This is a genomic window from Paraburkholderia sp. IW21, assembly GCF_041321145.1.
Taxonomy (GTDB): domain Bacteria; phylum Pseudomonadota; class Gammaproteobacteria; order Burkholderiales; family Burkholderiaceae; genus Paraburkholderia.
On the sequence record NZ_JBGGWA010000002.1, the window covers coordinates 47,966 to 64,760 of the forward strand.

General features: G+C 62.2%; 16 protein-coding genes and 1 tRNA gene. 7 read left to right on the plus strand and 10 right to left on the minus strand.

The annotated features are described in order from the left end of the window. The first annotated feature begins 12 nt into the window (after positions 1-12). Positions 13-1,365 carry an MATE family efflux transporter gene (locus ACAX43_RS04015; protein WP_370707722.1) on the plus strand — a complete coding sequence of 451 codons (1,353 nt, stop codon included), beginning with the start codon at positions 13-15 and terminating at the stop codon, positions 1,363-1,365. Positions 1,366-1,448: 83 nt separating this feature from the next. On the opposite strand, the gene ACAX43_RS04020 is transcribed toward ACAX43_RS04015, so the two are convergent. Then, positions 1,449-1,619: a hypothetical protein gene (locus tag ACAX43_RS04020; protein WP_370707143.1), complete on the minus strand. Its 171-nt coding sequence runs from the start codon at positions 1,617-1,619 to the stop codon at positions 1,449-1,451. A gap of 154 nt (positions 1,620-1,773) precedes the next feature. Between ACAX43_RS04020 and ACAX43_RS04025 the strand changes: the two genes are divergently transcribed. The 5 genes from ACAX43_RS04025 (at position 1,774) to ACAX43_RS04045 (ending at position 4,138) form a co-directional block, all read left to right on the plus strand. Continuing rightward, the gene (locus ACAX43_RS04025; protein ID WP_370707144.1) at positions 1,774-1,947 is read left to right on the plus strand and encodes a hypothetical protein; all 174 of its coding nucleotides are present in this window, start codon (positions 1,774-1,776) and stop codon (positions 1,945-1,947) included. A gap of 300 nt (positions 1,948-2,247) precedes the next feature. Beyond that, a complete protein-coding gene (locus tag ACAX43_RS04030; protein ID WP_370707145.1) occupies positions 2,248-2,406 on the plus strand; it encodes a DUF3309 family protein in 159 nt (52 codons plus the stop codon). A gap of 84 nt (positions 2,407-2,490) precedes the next feature. Further along, positions 2,491-2,567 (plus strand) — tRNA-Pro (locus ACAX43_RS04035). A 101-nt stretch (positions 2,568-2,668) separates the two neighbouring features. Then, on the plus strand, positions 2,669-3,127 hold the full coding sequence (gene sixA / locus ACAX43_RS04040) for a phosphohistidine phosphatase SixA (protein ID WP_370707146.1): 459 nt from the start codon (positions 2,669-2,671) through the stop codon (positions 3,125-3,127). A 198-nt stretch (positions 3,128-3,325) separates the two neighbouring features. Further along, the gene (locus ACAX43_RS04045; protein WP_370707147.1) at positions 3,326-4,138 is read left to right on the plus strand and encodes a GNAT family N-acetyltransferase; all 813 of its coding nucleotides are present in this window, start codon (positions 3,326-3,328) and stop codon (positions 4,136-4,138) included. 97 nt (positions 4,139-4,235) lie between these two features. Here ACAX43_RS04045 and ppx read toward each other — a convergent pair whose 3' ends face one another. After that, positions 4,236-5,861 (minus strand): exopolyphosphatase, encoded by a 1,626-nt coding sequence (gene ppx / locus ACAX43_RS04050; protein ID WP_370707148.1) that lies wholly within the window; start codon positions 5,859-5,861, stop codon positions 4,236-4,238. 202 nt (positions 5,862-6,063) lie between these two features. Here ppx and ppk1 point away from each other — a divergent pair, with 202 nt between their 5' ends. Beyond that, the gene (gene ppk1, locus ACAX43_RS04055) at positions 6,064-8,127 is read left to right on the plus strand and encodes a polyphosphate kinase 1 (RefSeq protein WP_370707149.1); all 2,064 of its coding nucleotides are present in this window, start codon (positions 6,064-6,066) and stop codon (positions 8,125-8,127) included. A gap of 101 nt (positions 8,128-8,228) precedes the next feature. Here the strand turns inward: ppk1 and phoR are convergent, their stop codons facing one another. The 8 genes from phoR to glmM all read right to left on the minus strand — a co-directional run bounded on the left by phoR (position 8,229) and on the right by glmM (position 16,792). Next, positions 8,229-9,542 (minus strand): phosphate regulon sensor histidine kinase PhoR, encoded by a 1,314-nt coding sequence (gene phoR, locus ACAX43_RS04060; protein ID WP_370707150.1) that lies wholly within the window; start codon positions 9,540-9,542, stop codon positions 8,229-8,231. A gap of 154 nt (positions 9,543-9,696) precedes the next feature. Then, the gene (phoB, locus tag ACAX43_RS04065; RefSeq protein WP_370707151.1) at positions 9,697-10,398 is read right to left on the minus strand and encodes a phosphate regulon transcriptional regulator PhoB; all 702 of its coding nucleotides are present in this window, start codon (positions 10,396-10,398) and stop codon (positions 9,697-9,699) included. 25 nt (positions 10,399-10,423) lie between these two features. Beyond that, entirely contained in the window at positions 10,424-11,128 is a 705-nt protein-coding gene (gene phoU / locus ACAX43_RS04070; RefSeq protein ID WP_370707152.1) for a phosphate signaling complex protein PhoU, read from the minus strand. A 31-nt stretch (positions 11,129-11,159) separates the two neighbouring features. Next, entirely contained in the window at positions 11,160-12,008 is an 849-nt protein-coding gene (gene pstB, locus ACAX43_RS04075) for a phosphate ABC transporter ATP-binding protein PstB (RefSeq protein WP_370707153.1), read from the minus strand. 17 nt (positions 12,009-12,025) lie between these two features. Then, positions 12,026-12,922: a phosphate ABC transporter permease PstA gene (gene pstA / locus ACAX43_RS04080; RefSeq protein WP_370707154.1), complete on the minus strand. Its 897-nt coding sequence runs from the start codon at positions 12,920-12,922 to the stop codon at positions 12,026-12,028. Then, complete coding sequence (pstC, locus tag ACAX43_RS04085) at positions 12,919-13,920, minus strand: phosphate ABC transporter permease PstC (RefSeq protein ID WP_370707155.1); 1,002 nt, start codon at positions 13,918-13,920, stop codon at positions 12,919-12,921. The genes pstA and pstC overlap by 4 nt, the downstream gene beginning before the upstream one ends. Before the next feature lie 145 nt (positions 13,921-14,065). After that, positions 14,066-15,097 carry a phosphate ABC transporter substrate-binding protein PstS gene (pstS, locus tag ACAX43_RS04090; protein ID WP_370707156.1) on the minus strand — a complete coding sequence of 344 codons (1,032 nt, stop codon included), beginning with the start codon at positions 15,095-15,097 and terminating at the stop codon, positions 14,066-14,068. Between the two features lie 336 nt (positions 15,098-15,433). Further along, positions 15,434-16,792, minus strand: coding sequence for a phosphoglucosamine mutase (gene glmM, locus ACAX43_RS04095; RefSeq protein WP_370707157.1), 1,359 nt, complete (start codon positions 16,790-16,792; stop codon positions 15,434-15,436). Between the last annotated feature and the right edge of the window lie 3 nt (positions 16,793-16,795).

Consider the following 16,795-nt stretch of genomic DNA (forward strand, 5'->3'; position numbering starts at 1 on the left):
GGGGGCGCCCCCTTGGGAGACCGCGCGGCCACGACGGCGCCCGCCGTCCCTGTGCGCTGGCACCGCCGGGTATTGACACTGGCGTTTCCCATCGTCCTCGCCAATCTGACCCAGCCGATTCTCGGCGCAGTCGACACCGCCGTCGCCGGGCATCTGGACGGCGCGTCCTATCTCGGCGGCGTGGCGCTCGGCGGGCTGTTCTTCAACTTCGTGTTCTGGGGCTTCGGCTTCCTGCGCATGGGCACCACCGGCCTCGTCGCGCAAGCGCACGGCGCGGGCGACCACGCCGAGTTGCGCAACAACGTCGTACGCGCGCTGTTGCTCGCGGCCGCGATCGGGGCAGCGGTGCTTGTGCTGCAAGTGCCGCTGATCGGCTACGCGTTGCGCGCGATCGGCGGCAGCGACGCGGTGCAACGCCACGCGCAGATCTACTGCCACGCACGCATCTGGGCCGCACCGCTCGCGCTCGGCAATTATGTGGTGCTCGGCTGGCTGCTCGGTACGCAGAAGGTACGGCTCGCGCTGCTCTCGCAAGTGTTCATCAACAGCGTGAACATCGCGGCGGTGCTGCTGTATGTGTACGTATTCGACTGGGGCGTGGCCGGCATCGGCGCAGCCACGGCCACGGCCGACGCGCTCGGCTTCGTACTCGGCGCCGCGTTGCTGTGGCACGGCAGGCCGCGCGGCCTGCCTGCACTGAACCGCGCCGCCCTGTTCGACGCCACGGCGCTCAAACGTCTGGTGGTGCTGAATCGCGACATCTTCGTGCGCACGCTGTGTCTGCTAGCGTCGTTCGGCTGGTTCGCGCATCTCGGCGCAAAGCAAGGCGATGCTACGCTTGCCGCCAACGCGCTACTGCTCAATTTCCAGACTTTCATGGCCTACGGGCTCGACGGCTTCGCGCACGCTGCCGAAGCGCTGGTCGGCGCGGCGATCGGCGCACGCGACCGGCATGCTTTCGCGCAGGCCATCAAGGTGACGGCGTTGTGGTCCGCGCTCGGCGCGCTGGGTTTCTCGCTGGTGTACTGGGGCGCGGGTTCATGGATCATCGAACGTCTGACCGATCAGGCCACGGTGCGCGCCACGGCTGAAACTTTTCTGCCGTGGGCCGCGCTCTCGCCGGTGATTTCCGTGTGGGGTTTTCTGCTCGACGGCGTGTTCATCGGCGCGACTCGCACACGCGAATTGATGATGTCGATGGTGGTGTCGTTTGCCGTATTCGTGGCGGCGTCGTGGGCGTTGCTGACGCTGTACGGCAATCATGGCCTGTGGGCCGCGATGCTGATCTTCATGGCCGCACGCGGTGTCACGCTCGCGCGCTTTTTGCCGGGCGTCGTGCGCGGCATGGCGGGCGCGGCCGCCTAGCCTTTGCGCGGGCGAGGAGCGTTGCACCGCGTTGCTTTGCGCATGCCGTCAACTCTGCGGCCAATGCCCTGCCCAACGAGCGCTCAAGGCGAGACCGGCGCGGGCGTCATGGCGGGCGGCCGGTCGTCGGTGGGTACGCCGTGGTAGTCGACAGGGTCTTTCGGCGGCGGGCCACCATGATGGCCCGAAGAATCGTTGACACAGCCGGCGAGGCCGGCAGCCAACAGCAACGCAATCAACAAAACGCGGTTCATAGACTCTCAGACAGAACATTAATAATGGCAGCCAGGCGCCGGGAGTCTACCTGCAAAACGCATTTCACGACGTCGCGGCAAGCAGTCTCCCCCCTGCCATTTTGTCACGCGTGACCTACTATAAAGGCACAGCCGCATGTCATAGGAGACTGCCATGGACGCTGAATCGATCGCAGGTCTGATTGGGCTTGCAATAGGTCTGCTCGTGCTGCTTGCTCTATCGATATTCGAAGCGAGAACCTACAGGCGCGAACACGACGGCGAAGGCATGGTGCATCACTGGATCACTCATCAACACATGCCGCACTGGACGCGTCGCCGGCATTGAGCCGAGAAACCGGCTGCTCGTGCGCGTAGCTGCAAATGCGAGCGCAGCGCCCCATCAGCAAATCGCTACGTGCAATTTTCCCGTCCGCTGTCGACGTCAAGTCGTCGCGGGCGGTCAGCCTTGCGTACCACCCGCCCTATTTGCACGCACCCCTCTCTCGCTCCGTGTAGGCACATGCCTTGCTCAGGATCAGCTTACAAGGAGCGTGCGTCTTGCACGTCCATCGTCCCGGCGTGCGTACGCCGGACCAACCGTACTACGCGGCCCGGCAGTCCCGAGGGCCCGACAGGGAGAAATCAAATGACCGTCGGAACCATACTGATTATTGTCCTCATCCTGCTGCTGATCGGCGCGCTGCCGAGTTGGCCGTACAGCAGCGGATGGGGCTACCGGCCGACCGGCCTGCTCGGCGTCGTGCTGATTATCGTGATCGTGTTGTTGCTGATGGGACGCATATAGCCATACCCCTTCGAGCTCATTTTCAGTCCGACGTATTTCGTGGTTGACTCTGGCACCCACTGCCACGTAGAATCTCGGATTCGTCGGAGCGTAGCGCAGCCTGGTAGCGCATCTGATTTGGGATCAGAGGGTCGAAGGTTCGAATCCTTTCGCTCCGACCACGAAAAAGCAATACGAAACCCGCGTCGCCTTCGGCTTCGCGGGTTTTGTGCTTTTGGGCTTCAGGGAAGCCCACACCGCAATCCGAGTCAAGGAGATACGCATGAATCTGATTCTCTGGCGTCACGCCGAGGCTGAAGATTTCGCCGCCAGCGATCTCGCCCGCGCGCTAACCACGCGAGGTCGCAAGCAGGCGCAAAACGTCGCCAAGTGGCTGCGCACCCGCTTGCCCGACGACGCGGTGATCCTCGCGAGCCCTGCGGTTCGCACGATCCAGACCGCGGAAACCTTGAGCGACCAGTATCGCGTGGTGCGCGAACTCGCGCCGAACGCGAGCGCCGTTGACGTGCTCGAGGCCGCCGGATGGCCCAAAGGCATCGCACAGACGGTGGTGATCGTCGGCCATCAACCGACGCTCGGCCACGTTGCGGCACGTCTGCTCGGCAACAGCGAAGCGAGTTGGCCGCTAAAGAAAGCCGGCCTATGGTGGATCGAAAGCCGCGAACGCGACGGCGACGACCAGGCCGTCCTGCGCGCGGCGATGAGCCACGATCTGATCTAAGGCCGCCCCTTTAAACCAGCGCGGCCCCATGGGTCGCGCAGAAACAACACCCCCAGCGCGCCGCGCCCAACATGACAAGCCGCGCGCGCCCAGCTTACGGGCAGTCATCCAATCGTCACAGCTTTGCCATGCGAGCGTCACCAGGCGTTACTACATTGGCGAAAAAAGAAATCTCCCTTTTTTCGACCAGGACGCCCCATGCGAGAACTGCCGACGCCCACCCTGCCCCTCGCTTCGATCTTCGAACCGCGTCGTCTGCCGCGCGCCGAGGAGACGGTCACCGCCCAGCATCGCCTGCAAGTCACGTGGGCCCGCACCGACGAGGAACTGCGCGAAGCCCAGCGTCTGCGCTACCGTGTATTCGCCGATGAAATGGGTGCACGTCTCACGGGCCCTGCGGGTCTTGACGTCGACTCCTTCGATTCGTACTGCGACCATCTGCTGGTGCGCGATCTCGATACGTTGAAGGTAGTCGGCACATATCGCGCGTTGCCGCCGCATCAGGCCGCACGGATCGGCCGCCTGTATGCGGAAAGCGAATTCGACGTGTCGCGTCTTACGCACCTGCGCGCGAAGATGGTCGAGGTCGGCCGCTCGTGCGTCCACCCCGACTATCGCAGCGGCTCGGTGATCATGTCGCTGTGGGCCGGGCTCGCCGCTTACATGAAGTACAACGGCTACGAGACGATGCTCGGCTGCGCCAGCGTTGCGATGGTCGACGGCGGCCACTACGCGGCGAATCTGTATTGCGCGCTGCGCGACAACGCGTTGACGGCACCGGAATATCGCGCGTTTCCGCATACGCCGCTGCCCGTCGACGAATTGCGAACGGGTGCCGACGTAGCACCACCGCCGCTGGTGAAGGGCTATCTGCGTCTGGGGGCGAAGATCTGCGGCGCGCCGGCCTGGGATCCCGACTTCAATACCGCGGACTTTCTGACGCTGTTCCGTCTCTCGGATATCAACGCGCGTTATGCGCGGCACTTCCTGGGCGATGCGTTGCCGCGCTAGGCGGCGTACGAGCCACCCGGTTGCTCGGGTCGACGGCAACGCACATAAAAAAAGCCCGGCACATCGCCGGGCTCCGTCCATTTGAACCGCATGACCTTCAATCGTCCGTATAGACCACGCGATACGGGATGCCAACTTTCTCCCACTCCGCAGCCTCCTGGATCAGGCTGTAATCCGTCAGCGGATTGTTAGCCACCCATTCGTTCGGCAAACGCGCCTCATAACCGCCATTGACCTGAGCGACTGCGATACCCGGCAAGCCGACGTCGGCACGCCGGCGGCACAGCAGCGCCGCAAGCCGCAGACAGAACAACAGCGGCCATTCCACTTCGCGCGTTTGCGACAGCTTGCCGAGTTTGCCCGCGTGGCCGAGCACCAGCGCGGCGAGCCGCGCCTGGTCGGTGCGCGAAAAACCCGGCATGTCGGCGTTACTGGCGATATAGGCCGAATGCTTGTGATACGCGCTGTGCGAAATCGACAACCCGATTTCGTGCAAGGCCGCAGCCCAGTTGAGGAACATGCGGTTCTCGACGCGGCGCTCATCGTCGGGCTCGGCAAACTGGTCGTAAAAGCGCACCGCGAGTTCACCGATACGCCCGGCCTGCGCGCGATCCACGCCATAGCGGCGCATGAAACCTTCCGCCGTCAACGTGCGCATGTCCTCGTGCTGCGAACGGCCCAGCAGGTCGTACAGCACGCCGAGGCGCAGCGCGCCGTCTGTCGTATCGACGTAATCGACGCCGAGTTCGTCGAACACCGCGATCATGATCGACAGCCCGCCCGCCAGCACGGGAATGCGATCGCCCTTCAACGCGACCAGCTTCAGACGATTGACGTTCTCCGCCTTGATCAGGGCGCGCTTGAGCCGCTCGAGGCCGCCGCGCGAAATGCCGTGCGTGACGCCCGGATCGTTGAAACCATTTGCCTCGACCAGTTCGGCGAGCGCCCTTGCCGTGCCGGACGAGCCGATCGCCTGCTCCCAGCCGGTTTTCTTGTACTCGGCGGAAATGATCTGGATTTCCCGGCCCGCCGCGAGTTCGGCCTGGCGCATCGTATATTCGTCGACATTGCCCGCCGGAAAGAACGCGCGGCTATGGCTCACGCAGCCGATATACAAACTTTCCATCTTGATCGGCGTGTAGTGCGAGCCGATGATGAATTCCGTCGAACCGCCGCCGATGTCGACCACGAGACGTTTGCCCGCGCTCGCGGGCACGGAGTGTGCTGCCCCCGCGTAGATCAACCGCGCTTCTTCGCGCCCGGCGATCACTTCAATGGGGAAGCCGAGCGCGGCTTGCGCCTCGCCGAGAAATTCGCTCGCGTTCTTGGCGATACGCAGCGTATTGGTGGCAACGGCACGAACGTGGTCGGGATGAAAGTCACGCAACCGCTCGCCGAAACGCTTGAGCGCATCCCAGCCGCGCACTTGCGAGGCACGGTCGAGCATCTTGTCGCGCGACAGACCGGCGGCCAGGCGCACCGGTTCGCGCAATGCATCGACCTGATAGATCTGGCTGCCCGCGTCGGTTTCCTCGACCCGGCCCACGATCAGCCGGAAGCTGTTCGAGCCCATGTCGACGGCGGCGAGGAGTTGTGGAGTGGTGACCATCGAGTAAGCGGACTCCATGCGCGCGAACGCGGCGGCGGTGGATACGGAAGGTGCCGGATGTCCACTCGTTGCCCTGGACGCCTGATGACCGGCCGCGCTGTTCAAAGACGCCATTCTAAGCGTACCGGACCTCACGATGTCACCTCGCAGTGATGGGTGTGCGCCATGGTCCCATATACACTGCGTCATATTGACGACACGCAACGAATACAGCGTAGAATTTATAACGTCGAGAATGTCATAACAACGTCATCATACTGTGAGAATTTCCGAGCGTCTTCGTGCCTCCCTCCCTGACATTCCATTCTCGCTGCCGATGTCCATCCGCTACCCCTTATTGAATCGCGAGCTGGGCATTCTGGGTTTCAACGAGCGTGTGTTGGCACAAGCTGCCGACCCAGCCGTCCCTTTGCTCGAACGCCTGCGCTTCATCTGCATCACCAGTAGCAACCTCGACGAATTCTTCGAAGTCCGCATGGCCGGACTGCAGGAACAGATGCGCGACAACCCCGGCGCGTTGTCGCCGGACGGCATGTCGTTGCAGCATGTGTACGACCTCGTGGTCGAGCGCGCGCAGAAGCTCGTGCATCGTCAATACACGATGCTGCATGAGACGGTACTCACCGCACTCGAAGCAGAAGGCATCTATTTTCACGGCACCGAGGCGTGGAACGAAGCGCAGACCGAATGGGCGCGCAACTATTTCTTCGACGAACTGCTGCCGGTGCTCACGCCGATCGGCCTCGATCCGGCGCATCCGTTCCCTCGCGTGCTCAACAAGAGCCTGAACTTCGTCGTCGAACTCGAAGGCAAGGACGCGTTTGGCCGTCAGGCGATGATGGGCATCGTGCAGGCACCCCGCGCGTTGCCGCGCCTCGTGCGCATGCCGCAGGAATTGTCGGGCTATCCGCACGGTTTCGTGCTGCTGAGTTCGCTGCTGCAACGCTTTGTCGGCGAGTTGTTTCCGAATCTCGTGGTGCGCAGTTGCAACCAGTTTCGCATCACGCGCAATAGCGAACTGTTCGTTGACGAAGACGAAATCACCAACCTGCGTGTCGCGTTGCAGGGCGAACTGCCGGCGCGGCATCTGGGCAACGCGGTGCGGCTCGAAGTCTCGGCGGAGACGCCTGCGCACGTCGTGCGGCGCCTGCTCGACGAAAGCAGTCTGTCGGACAAGGATTGCTATTACGCCGACGGCCCCGTGAACCTGGTGCGGCTGATGCAATTGCCGGAGATGGTGGACCGCCCCGACCTGAAGTTCATGCCGCATATCCCCGCCATTCCGCAGCAAGTGGCCAACAGCACCAGCATGTTCGACGTGATCGATCAGGGCGACGTGCTGCTGCATCACCCTTACGAGAGCTTTCAGCCGGTGCTCGAACTGCTGTTGCAGGCGGCCAAGGACCCGAACGTGATGGCGATCAAGCAGACCATCTACCGCACCGGCACCGATTCGCCGCTCATGGACGCGCTGATGCAGGCCGCGCGCAACGGCAAGGAAGTCACGGTGGTGGTCGAACTGCTCGCGCGCTTCGACGAAGAAACCAACATCAACTGGGCCTCGCAGCTCGAAGCAGTGGGCGCGCACGTCGTGTACGGCGTGGTGGGCCACAAGTGCCACGCGAAGATGATGCTGATCGTGCGGCGCGTCTCGGCGGCCGGCAAGACCACGCTCAAACGCTATGTGCATTTGGGCACCGGCAACTATCATCCGCGCACCGCGCGTCTTTATACCGACTTCGGCCTGATGACCGCCGATCAGAAGATCTGCGAGGACGTGCATCATGTGTTCCAGCAACTGACCGGCATCGGCGGCGAACTGAAGCTGCATGAGTTGTGGCAATCGCCCTTCACGCTGCATCCGAAACTGCTCGACGCGATTCGCGCGGAAGCCGAGCATGCGCGCGCCGGCAAGAAGGCGCGCATCGTCGCGAAGATGAACGCGCTGCTCGAGCCGACCGTGATTGCGGAGTTGTACGAGGCGTCGCAGGCCGGTGTGAAGATCGATCTGATCGTGCGGGGCGTGTGTTCCTTGCAACCGGGCGTGCCGGGCCTGTCGGAGAACATCACGGTGCGCTCGATTGTCGGGCGCTTCCTTGAGCATCATCGCATCTACTACTTCTACGACGGCGGCAAGGAACAGGTGTATCTGTCGAGCGCCGACTGGATGGACCGCAACTTCTTCCGCCGTGTCGAAGTGGCGTTTCCAATCAACAACCGGCGCCTGAAGCGGCGTGTGATCGCTGAAGGCCTGTCGGCCTTTCTCGGCGACAATCAGTCCGCGTGGCTGATGCAAAGCGACGGTCACTATCGGCGGCGGCGGCCGGGCAAATCCTCGCGCAATGCACAGATGAGTCTGCTGGGAAAGTTCTGTTCGTGAGTTCGCGCGGTCGTGATTGTGTTCGCGTGCCGCTAAACGAACTGCGCGCATAAAAAAGCCCGCCTTGTTTCCAGGCGGGCTTTCTCGTAAGGGCGATGCTTTTAAACCGGTGCCGGTTGCCGACGTGCGGTGCGATACACCGGGAAGCGTACGGTGAACGTGCTGCCACGCCCCTCTTCGCTCTTCACGTCGAGCTGTGCGTCGTGCCGTTGCAGCACGTGCTTGACGATCGCGAGGCCGAGCCCTGTACCCCCCGTATCACGCGAGCGGCTGCGATCGACGCGATAGAAGCGCTCGGTCAGCCGCGGAATGTCCGCAGCCGGAATGCCCAGGCCACTATCCGTGACCGAGAAAACCGCACTGCCGCCGTTGGCATGCCAGCTCACCCTGATCGCCCCGCCGTCCGGCGTATAGCGGATCGCATTGGTCACGAGGTTGCCCAAAGCGCTGAGAATTTCCGTTTCGACGCCGGTGACGGTGAGCCCATCGTCGGTATCGAACACGATTTTGTGATGGTCGCTCGACAGGCTTTCCGCGTCGTCTTTCAGATGCCGCAGCACCGCGCGCATATCGATCATCTGATCGCTCGGCGGCTTGTTGTCGCCTTCCAGTTTGGCCAGCACCAGCAGATCGCTGACGATATGGCGCATGCGCGACGCCTGCTGCTCCATCAGTTCGAGATAGCGCGAACGTTCGACATCGCTTAGCGGCAGCTCGCGCATCGTCTCAAGAAAACCCGACAAGACGGTCAGCGGCGTCTTCAGTTCATGCGAGACGTTGGCGACGAAGTCGCGCCGCATCGCGTCGGTGCGCTCCAGCTCAGTAATGTCCTGCGACAGCACCAGCTTGCGATTTTCGCCGTAGGGAAACACCTGCACCGACAGCACGTTCTGGCGCTTGTCACCCATGCCGCGCATGATCAGCATCTCTTCGTAGCGATGCGAATTCAGGTAGCGGACGAAATCGGGCTGGCGCACCAGATGCGTGATGTGTTGCCGCAGATCGCGTTTCGCGTCCAGACCGAAATGGACTTCGGAGATCGCGTTGCACCACTCGATCTGATCGTGGTCGTCGAGCATCGCGACGCCGTTCGGCGAGGCCTGGATTGCCTGGATGAAACGCGAATGCTGCTGCTCGACCTGACGGACCTGCGCATGCCAACGCTTCGCGAGCTTATGCAAACGGTAGTAGATTTCGCCCCAAATGCCGGGAGCGCTCGGCACTTCGCCGTAGACCGGCGCGTCGAGCAAACGCCACAAACGCTGCTTGTGGAAGGTGCTAAAGACACTCTGCGCGAGCAACATAACGATCGCGAGGGCCAGCCCTGCCTTGACGTTGAGGAGTGCGCCGACCACCACGCACGCAACAGCCAGCAGCACGACCGACACGATGGAGCGCGCCCAGATGATGTTCATGTTCTAGCGATCGAAGAGAAAACCGTGCGCGCCGTGATCGGAAATCGCGACGCCTAACGTAACCTAGGTGACCTATGCGGCGTTTGCGGCGTTTGTGACATCCATGACGCGTTGGGGCTCTAGCGCCGTTACGCTTACCCGCGCCAACCGCCGCTCAGGCGCTCTTCGCGAGCCGGTAGCCGCTGCCGCGTACCGTCTCGATCATAGCATCGCACCCGGCCGGCTTGAGCGCCGCGCGCAGACGCTTGATGTGCACGTCCACCGTGCGCTCTTCCACGAACACATGGTCGCCCCACACCTGATCGAGCAGTTGCGTGCGGCTGTGCACGCGCTCCGGGTGCGTCATGAAGAAGTGCAGCAGACGGAATTCGGTCGGGCCGAGATCGAGCTTGACCTCGCTGCCTTCGGCGTGCGCGGCCACGCGGTGCGTCGCCGGATCGAGTTTCAGGCCGTTGATCGCGACCAGGTCTTCAGTCAACTGCGGAGCACGGCGGCGCAACACGGCCTTGATACGCGCCATCAGCTCTTTCGGCGAGAACGGCTTGGTGACGTAGTCGTCGGCGCCGATTTCGAGGCCGAGCACTTTGTCCTGCTCGTCGCCACGCGCGGTCAGCATGATGATCGGAATATGCTTGGTGCGCTCGTTGTTGCGCAGATCGCGGGCGAACGCGATGCCCGACTTGCCCGGCAACATCCAGTCGAGCAGGACGAGGTCGGGCAATACGTCGCTGATCAGGTTCTGCGCCTGTTCCGCGTTGTACGCGCGAATCGGGCAGTGACCCGCGTGTTGAAGATTGACCGAAATCAGTTCGGAAATGGCGGGCTCATCTTCAATGACGAGAATGCTGCTGGGCATCGGCACCTCTGATCCTTATAACTGATTAACTGAGGGCTTCGCGTTCGAGCGCGTCGCGCGACTTGTGGCGCACGTCGGTACCCTTGACGATGTAGATGATGAATTCGGCGATGTTCTTCGCGTGATCGCCGATCCGTTCGATCGCCTTGGCGATGAACAGGAAATCGAGGCCCACGGAAATCGAACGCGGATCTTCGGTCATGTACGAGATCAGCTTGCGTACGAACGCGCGGAATTCCTCGTCGATCGCCTTATCGTCGCGCACGATCTGCGCGGCGGCCACCGTGTCGAGGCGCGCAAATGCGTCCAGCGCACGGCGCAGAATCGACACCGCCATTTCACCCGACAATTTGATCTCGGCGATATTGATGGTGCGCGAGGCGCCGTCTTCCATCAGGCGCTTGGTGCGCTTGGCGATCTTTTCGGCTTCGTCGCCGGCACGTTCGAGATTCGTGATCGTTTTCGAAATCGCGATCAACAGGCGCAGGTCACGCGCGGCCGGCTGACGGCGCGCAATGATGTTGCTGCACTCTTCGTCGATTTCGATTTCCATCGTGTTCAGGCGCTCTTCGGCCGCGATCACCTGTTCGGCGACGTCGAGGTCGAAGTTGTTGAGCGCGATCATCGCGTTGACGATCTGCGATTCGACGAGGCCGCCCATTTCGAGGACCTTCGACGAAACGAGATTCAGATCGGCGTCGAACTGGCTGGACAGGTGTTTATCGGACATGTCGTACTCCCTTTTTTTGCTCGTCGACGGCTTAGCCGAAGCGGCCGGTGATGTAGTCCTCGGTTTCCTTGCGGACCGGCTTGATGAAGATCTTTTCGGTGTCGCCGAATTCGATCAGCTCGCCAAGGTACATATAGGCAGTGTAGTCCGAACAGCGGGCCGCCTGTTGCATGTTGTGGGTCACGATCACCACGGTGTAATCGCTCTTCAATTCAGCGATCAGCTCTTCGATGCGGCCCGTCGAAATCGGATCCAACGCGGAGCACGGCTCGTCGAGCAACAACACTTCGGGGCGAATCGCGATGCCGCGTGCAATACACAGACGCTGCTGCTGACCACCCGACAAACCATAGCCGCTCTGGCCCAGCTTGTCCTTCACTTCGTTCCACAGCGCGGCCTTCGTCAGCGCCCATTCCACGCGATCGTCCATTTCCGAGCGCGGCAGCGTTTCGAACATCTTCACGCCGAACGCGATGTTGTCGTAGATCGACATCGGAAACGGTGTCGGCTTCTGGAACACCATGCCGATCCGCGCGCGCAGCAGCGAAATATCGCGCTTGGAGGTCAGCAGGTTTTCACCGTCCATCAGGATCTCGCCTTCGGCGCGTTGCTCCGGATAGAGCGCGTACATCTTGTTGAAGGTGCGCAGCAGCGTGGACTTGCCGCAACCCGACGGGCCGATGAACGCGGTCACCTTGCCTTCGGGAATCTGCAGATTGATGTTCTTCAGCGCGTGATACTTGCCGTAGAAAAAGTTCAGGTCGTTGACCTCGATCTTCGGACGCGACGACGCTTGTGCCTGGCCGCTCTGGGCGGGATCGAAGCCGGCGGGCGCCGTGGGACGCGCGAGCGGATTGAGTTGAGTTTCTGCCATATTCATCGGATTACACTCCGCCCTTACTTATTCGAAAAGATCGTGCGCGCGAGGATATTCAATCCCAGCACCGCGAGCGTGATCAGGAAAACGCCGGCCCACGCGAGCGATTGCCATTGCGCAAACGGGCTCATCGCAAACTTGTAGATGGTGACCGGCAGGTTCGCGACCGGCTGGCCCATGTCCACCGAGAAGAACTGATTCGACAGCGCCGTGAAGAGCAGCGGCGCGGTCTCGCCTGCAATCCGGGCGACGCCGAGCAGCACGCCGGTGATAATGCCCGCGATCGACGCCTTCAGTGTGATCGACAGGATCATCTTCCACTTCGGCGTGCCGAGTGCGAAAGCGGCTTCACGCAGCGCGTTCGGCACCAGTTTCAACATGTTCTCGGTGGTGCGGATCACGATTGGAATTTGCAGCAGCGCAAGCGCGAACACGCCGGCCCAGCCGCTGAAGTGACCCATCTTCGCGACGACCAGCGCGTACACGAACAGACCGACCACGATCGACGGCGCCGACAACAGGATGTCGTTGATGAAACGCGTGATGCTCGCGAGCCAGCCTTTCTGACCGTATTCCGCGAGATACACGCCGGCCAGAATGCCGATTGGCGTGCCGACGAAAGTCGCGAGCCCGACCAGCATCACACTGCCGACGATCGCGTTGGCAAGACCGCCGCCATCGGTATTCGGCGGCGGGGTGGATTGCGTGAACAACTCGACCGACAAACCGCCGATACCCAGATGCAGCGTCGTATAAAGAATCCACACGAGCCACAGCAGGCCAAACGCCATGGCCGCGAGCGACAGGGTCAGCGCAACTGCATTCTTCACGCGGCGGCGGCCTTGCAGACGCACGCGCATCGCTTCGAGCGCTGCCGCGTCGTTCGAACCCGGCATATTCAACGTGGACTGGCTCATTTCGCGCCCTCCCCTTTTTCGAGGCGAAGCAGCATGAACTTCGAGATCGCCAGCACGACGAAAGTAATCACAAACAGAATCAAACCGAGTTCCATCAAGGCCGACGTATGCAGACCGGGATCGGCTTCCGCGAATTCGTTCGCAAGCGCCGACGTGATGCTATTGCCCGGCGAAAACAGCGACACGTTATCGAGCAGATTGGTGTTGCCGATCACGAAGGTCACCGCCATCGTCTCGCCGAGCGCGCGGCCGAGGCCAAGCATCACACCGCCGATCACGCCGCTCTTGGTAAAGGGCAGCACGATCTTCCACATCACTTCCCAGGTCGTGCAACCAATGCCGTACGCCGACTCCTTCAGCAGCACCGGTGTGACTTCGAACACGTCGCGCATCACCGAGGCGATGTACGGGATGATCATGATCGCGAGAATCACACCCGCGCACAGAATGCCGATGCCGATCGGCGCGCCCTGGAACAACGCGCCGACAAACGGAATTCCGCCGAGCACCGCGCCGAGCGGTTTTTCGAACCACGTCGCGAAGATCGGTGCGAATACCAGCAGGCCCCACATACCGTAGACGATCGACGGAATCGCAGCGAGCAGCTCGATCGCAATGCCGAGCGGCCGACGCAGCCACGCAGGCGCGAGTTCGGTCAGGAAAAGCGCGATGCCGAAGCTGACCGGCACCGCGATGATGAGTGCAATGAGCGAGGTCGCGATCGTGCCGTAAATGGGCACCAATGCGCCGAATTGCTTGCTGGGTGGATCCCAGTCGGCGGTCCACAGAAACGCGAAGCCGAACTGCTTGATCGACGGCATCGAGGCGACGATCAGCGAAACGATGATGCCGCCGAGCAGCAGCAGCGTAATGATGGCGGCGAGGCGTGCAAGGCCGCCGAAGATGACGTCGCCGGCGCGGCTGGGCGCTTTCTGTTGCGACGCGCTGCCGGGCGGTGTCGATCTCGCCGCGCCGGACGCTAAATGGATATCGGACATGAGAGCCTGATGGACCTGTTTCCAGTTGCCGTATGACACTTGTCGTGCGGCGGGTAATGCGGGGTGAGACTGGTGTAATGCCGTTGGCCGTCCTCACATGAGGACGGCCAACGTGTTTCGAAAGGCTTGCTTCTTACCGCAATGCTCAGTCAGCGATCGGCTTGCCCGAAGCGTCCTTCACCTTCGCTTTCCATTGCGTGCGGATTTCCGCCACAACCGAATCCGGCAACGAGATGTAGTCCAGATCGTTCGCGGCTTGCGTGCCGTTCTTGAACGCCCAGTCGAAGAACTTCAGCGTTTCGGTGCCTTGCGGCGCCTTGTCTTGCGTCGTGTGCAACAGCACGAACGTCGCGCCGACGATCGGCCATGCGTTCTTGCCCGGCTCGTTCGTCAGGATCTGGTAGAACGACTTCGACCAATCCGCGCCCGCTGCCGCTGCCTTGAACGTTTCCGTCTTCGGCTCGACCACCGTGCCCGTCGAATTCTTCAGGCCGACGTACGTCATGTGGTTCTGCTTCGCGTACGCCCATTCCACGTAGCCGATTGCGCCCGGCAGACGTTGCACGAAAGCCGCAACGCCGTCGTTGCCCTTGCCGCCCGTACCCGTCGGCCAGTTGACCGTCGAACCTTCACCGACCTTCGACTTCCAGTCGGCGTTGACCTTCGACAGGTAGTTCGTCCAGATGAAGCTGGTGCCCGAACCATCGGCGCGGCGAACCACGGCGATGTCGGTGTCCGGCAGCTTGACCTTCGGGTTCAATGCAACGATCGCCGGATCGTTCCACTTCTTGATCTTGCCCAGATAGATGTCGCCGAGCACTTCGCCCGACAACGTCAGCTCAGCCGGCTTCACGCCCGGTACGTTGACCACCGGCACCACGCCGCCGACCACCGTCGGGAACTGGAACAGACCGTCCTTGGCGAGCTCGTCGTCCTTCAGCGGCGCGTCCGAACCGGCGAAGTCGACCGTCTTCGCGACGATCTGCTTCACGCCGCCCGACGAGCCAATACCTTGATAGTTAACCTTGCCGCCGCCCGACTTCTGGTAGGCATCGGCCCACTTCGTGTAAATCGGTGCTGCGAAGGTGCTGCCCGCGCCGGTGATGTCTGCGGCTTGTGCTGCGATCGCGAAAAATGCGCCAGCAACGCCAGCGAACACGGTTTGCATCAATTTCATGAGACCTCCAAGGGTGTGAGCGGTGTGAGCAAGTAACACGAACACCGCGAAGCTTAGGGTCTCTTTGTGACAGTAACGTGACTAACCGTGAAACGGATGTGACAGCCGGATTACTAAAATGAAAGGCGTTGAGACGGCCAAAACAACAGTTCGACGGCGTTGTTGCCGTAACAGTACAGGTTAGACGAAAAAGATGGGGCGCGAACGTTTGCGTGTCTGGACGGGCGCCGCGGGGATGGGGGACCTGGCGGGTAGGCGGAGGGTGCCGTGTCTTTGCAGATGGCTACGGGGCAATCTGATCGTCGCCCCGTCCGCCCTGTTCACAAAGTGCGCGGCTTAAGCCGTAGCCTGCTTCACGGCGCCGGCGATAGTCTCTGCATGGTGAAGCGCGTCGGCGACATTTTCCGCTTCGACCATCACACGCAGCACCGGCTCCGTGCCGGATGCACGGATCAACACGCGACCGCGGCCGTTCAACGCACCCTCGGCGTTGCTGATGGCGCGGCGGATCACGTCGCTCCCCTTCCAGTCCGCGCCGGGCTGCATCCGCACGTTGATCAGCTTCTGCGGGAACAGCGTGACGCCGTGGAGCAGGTCGGCGAGCGTCTTGTCGCTGCGCTTCATGGCGGCCAGCACCAGCAGTGCCGAGACGATGCCGTCACCGGTCGAATGACGGTCCAGCGACAGAATATGGCCGGAGCCTTCCGCACCCAACTGCCAGCCATGCTCGCGCAACTGCTCAAGCACGTAGCGATCGCCCACCGCCGCCCGGACGAACTTCACACCGGCTTTCTGCAGCGCGACTTCGACGGCCATGTTGGTCATCAAGGTGCCGACCGCGCCTTCCACTTTGCCGTCTGTCGCCATCCGGTCTTTGACCAGCACGTATAGCAGTTCGTCGCCGTTGTACAAGCGGCCCGCCGCATCCACCACCTGCAACCGGTCGGCATCGCCGTCGAGCGCGATGCCGAGGTCCGCGTGGTTCGCGCGCACTGCGCGTACCAGCGCATCCGGAGCGGTCGCGCCGACGCCGTCGTTGATGTTGAAGCCGTTCGGCGCGACGCCGATCGGAATCACGTCGGCGCCGAGTTCGTGGAACACGTGCGGCGCGACGTCGTACGCGGCGCCGTGTGCGCAATCGACCACCAGCTTCAGGCCGCGCAGGTCGAATGCAGCCGGGAAGGTGCTCTTGCAGAACTCGATGTAACGACCGGCTGCGTCATCGAGGCGCCGCGCCTTGCCGAGTTGCTCGGATGACGCGCACGCGAGCGGCAGATCGAGCTGCTCTTCGATCTGCGATTCCACTTCGTCAGGCAACTTGTTGCCGTCGGCGGAGAAGAATTTGATGCCGTTGTCGTAGTACGGGTTATGCGACGCGCTGATCACGACCCCTGCGGCGAGCCGCAGCGCACGCGTCAGATAGGCGATGCCCGGCGTCGGCATCGGGCCGGCCAGCATGACGTCGACACCGGCCGCGGAAAAGCCCGCTTCGAGCGCGGCCTCGAGCATATAGCCCGACACCCGTGTGTCTTTACCGATTAGTACCGTGGGCCGTGCGCCGGTTCTCGCCCAGCGGTCCGCACCCGCAAGCACCTTGCCGGCAGCGTAGCCGAGCCGCAATACAAACTCCGGCGTAATCGGCCCTTCGCCGACTTTGCCTCGAATCCCGTCCGTTCCGAAATAACGACGTGCCATCTT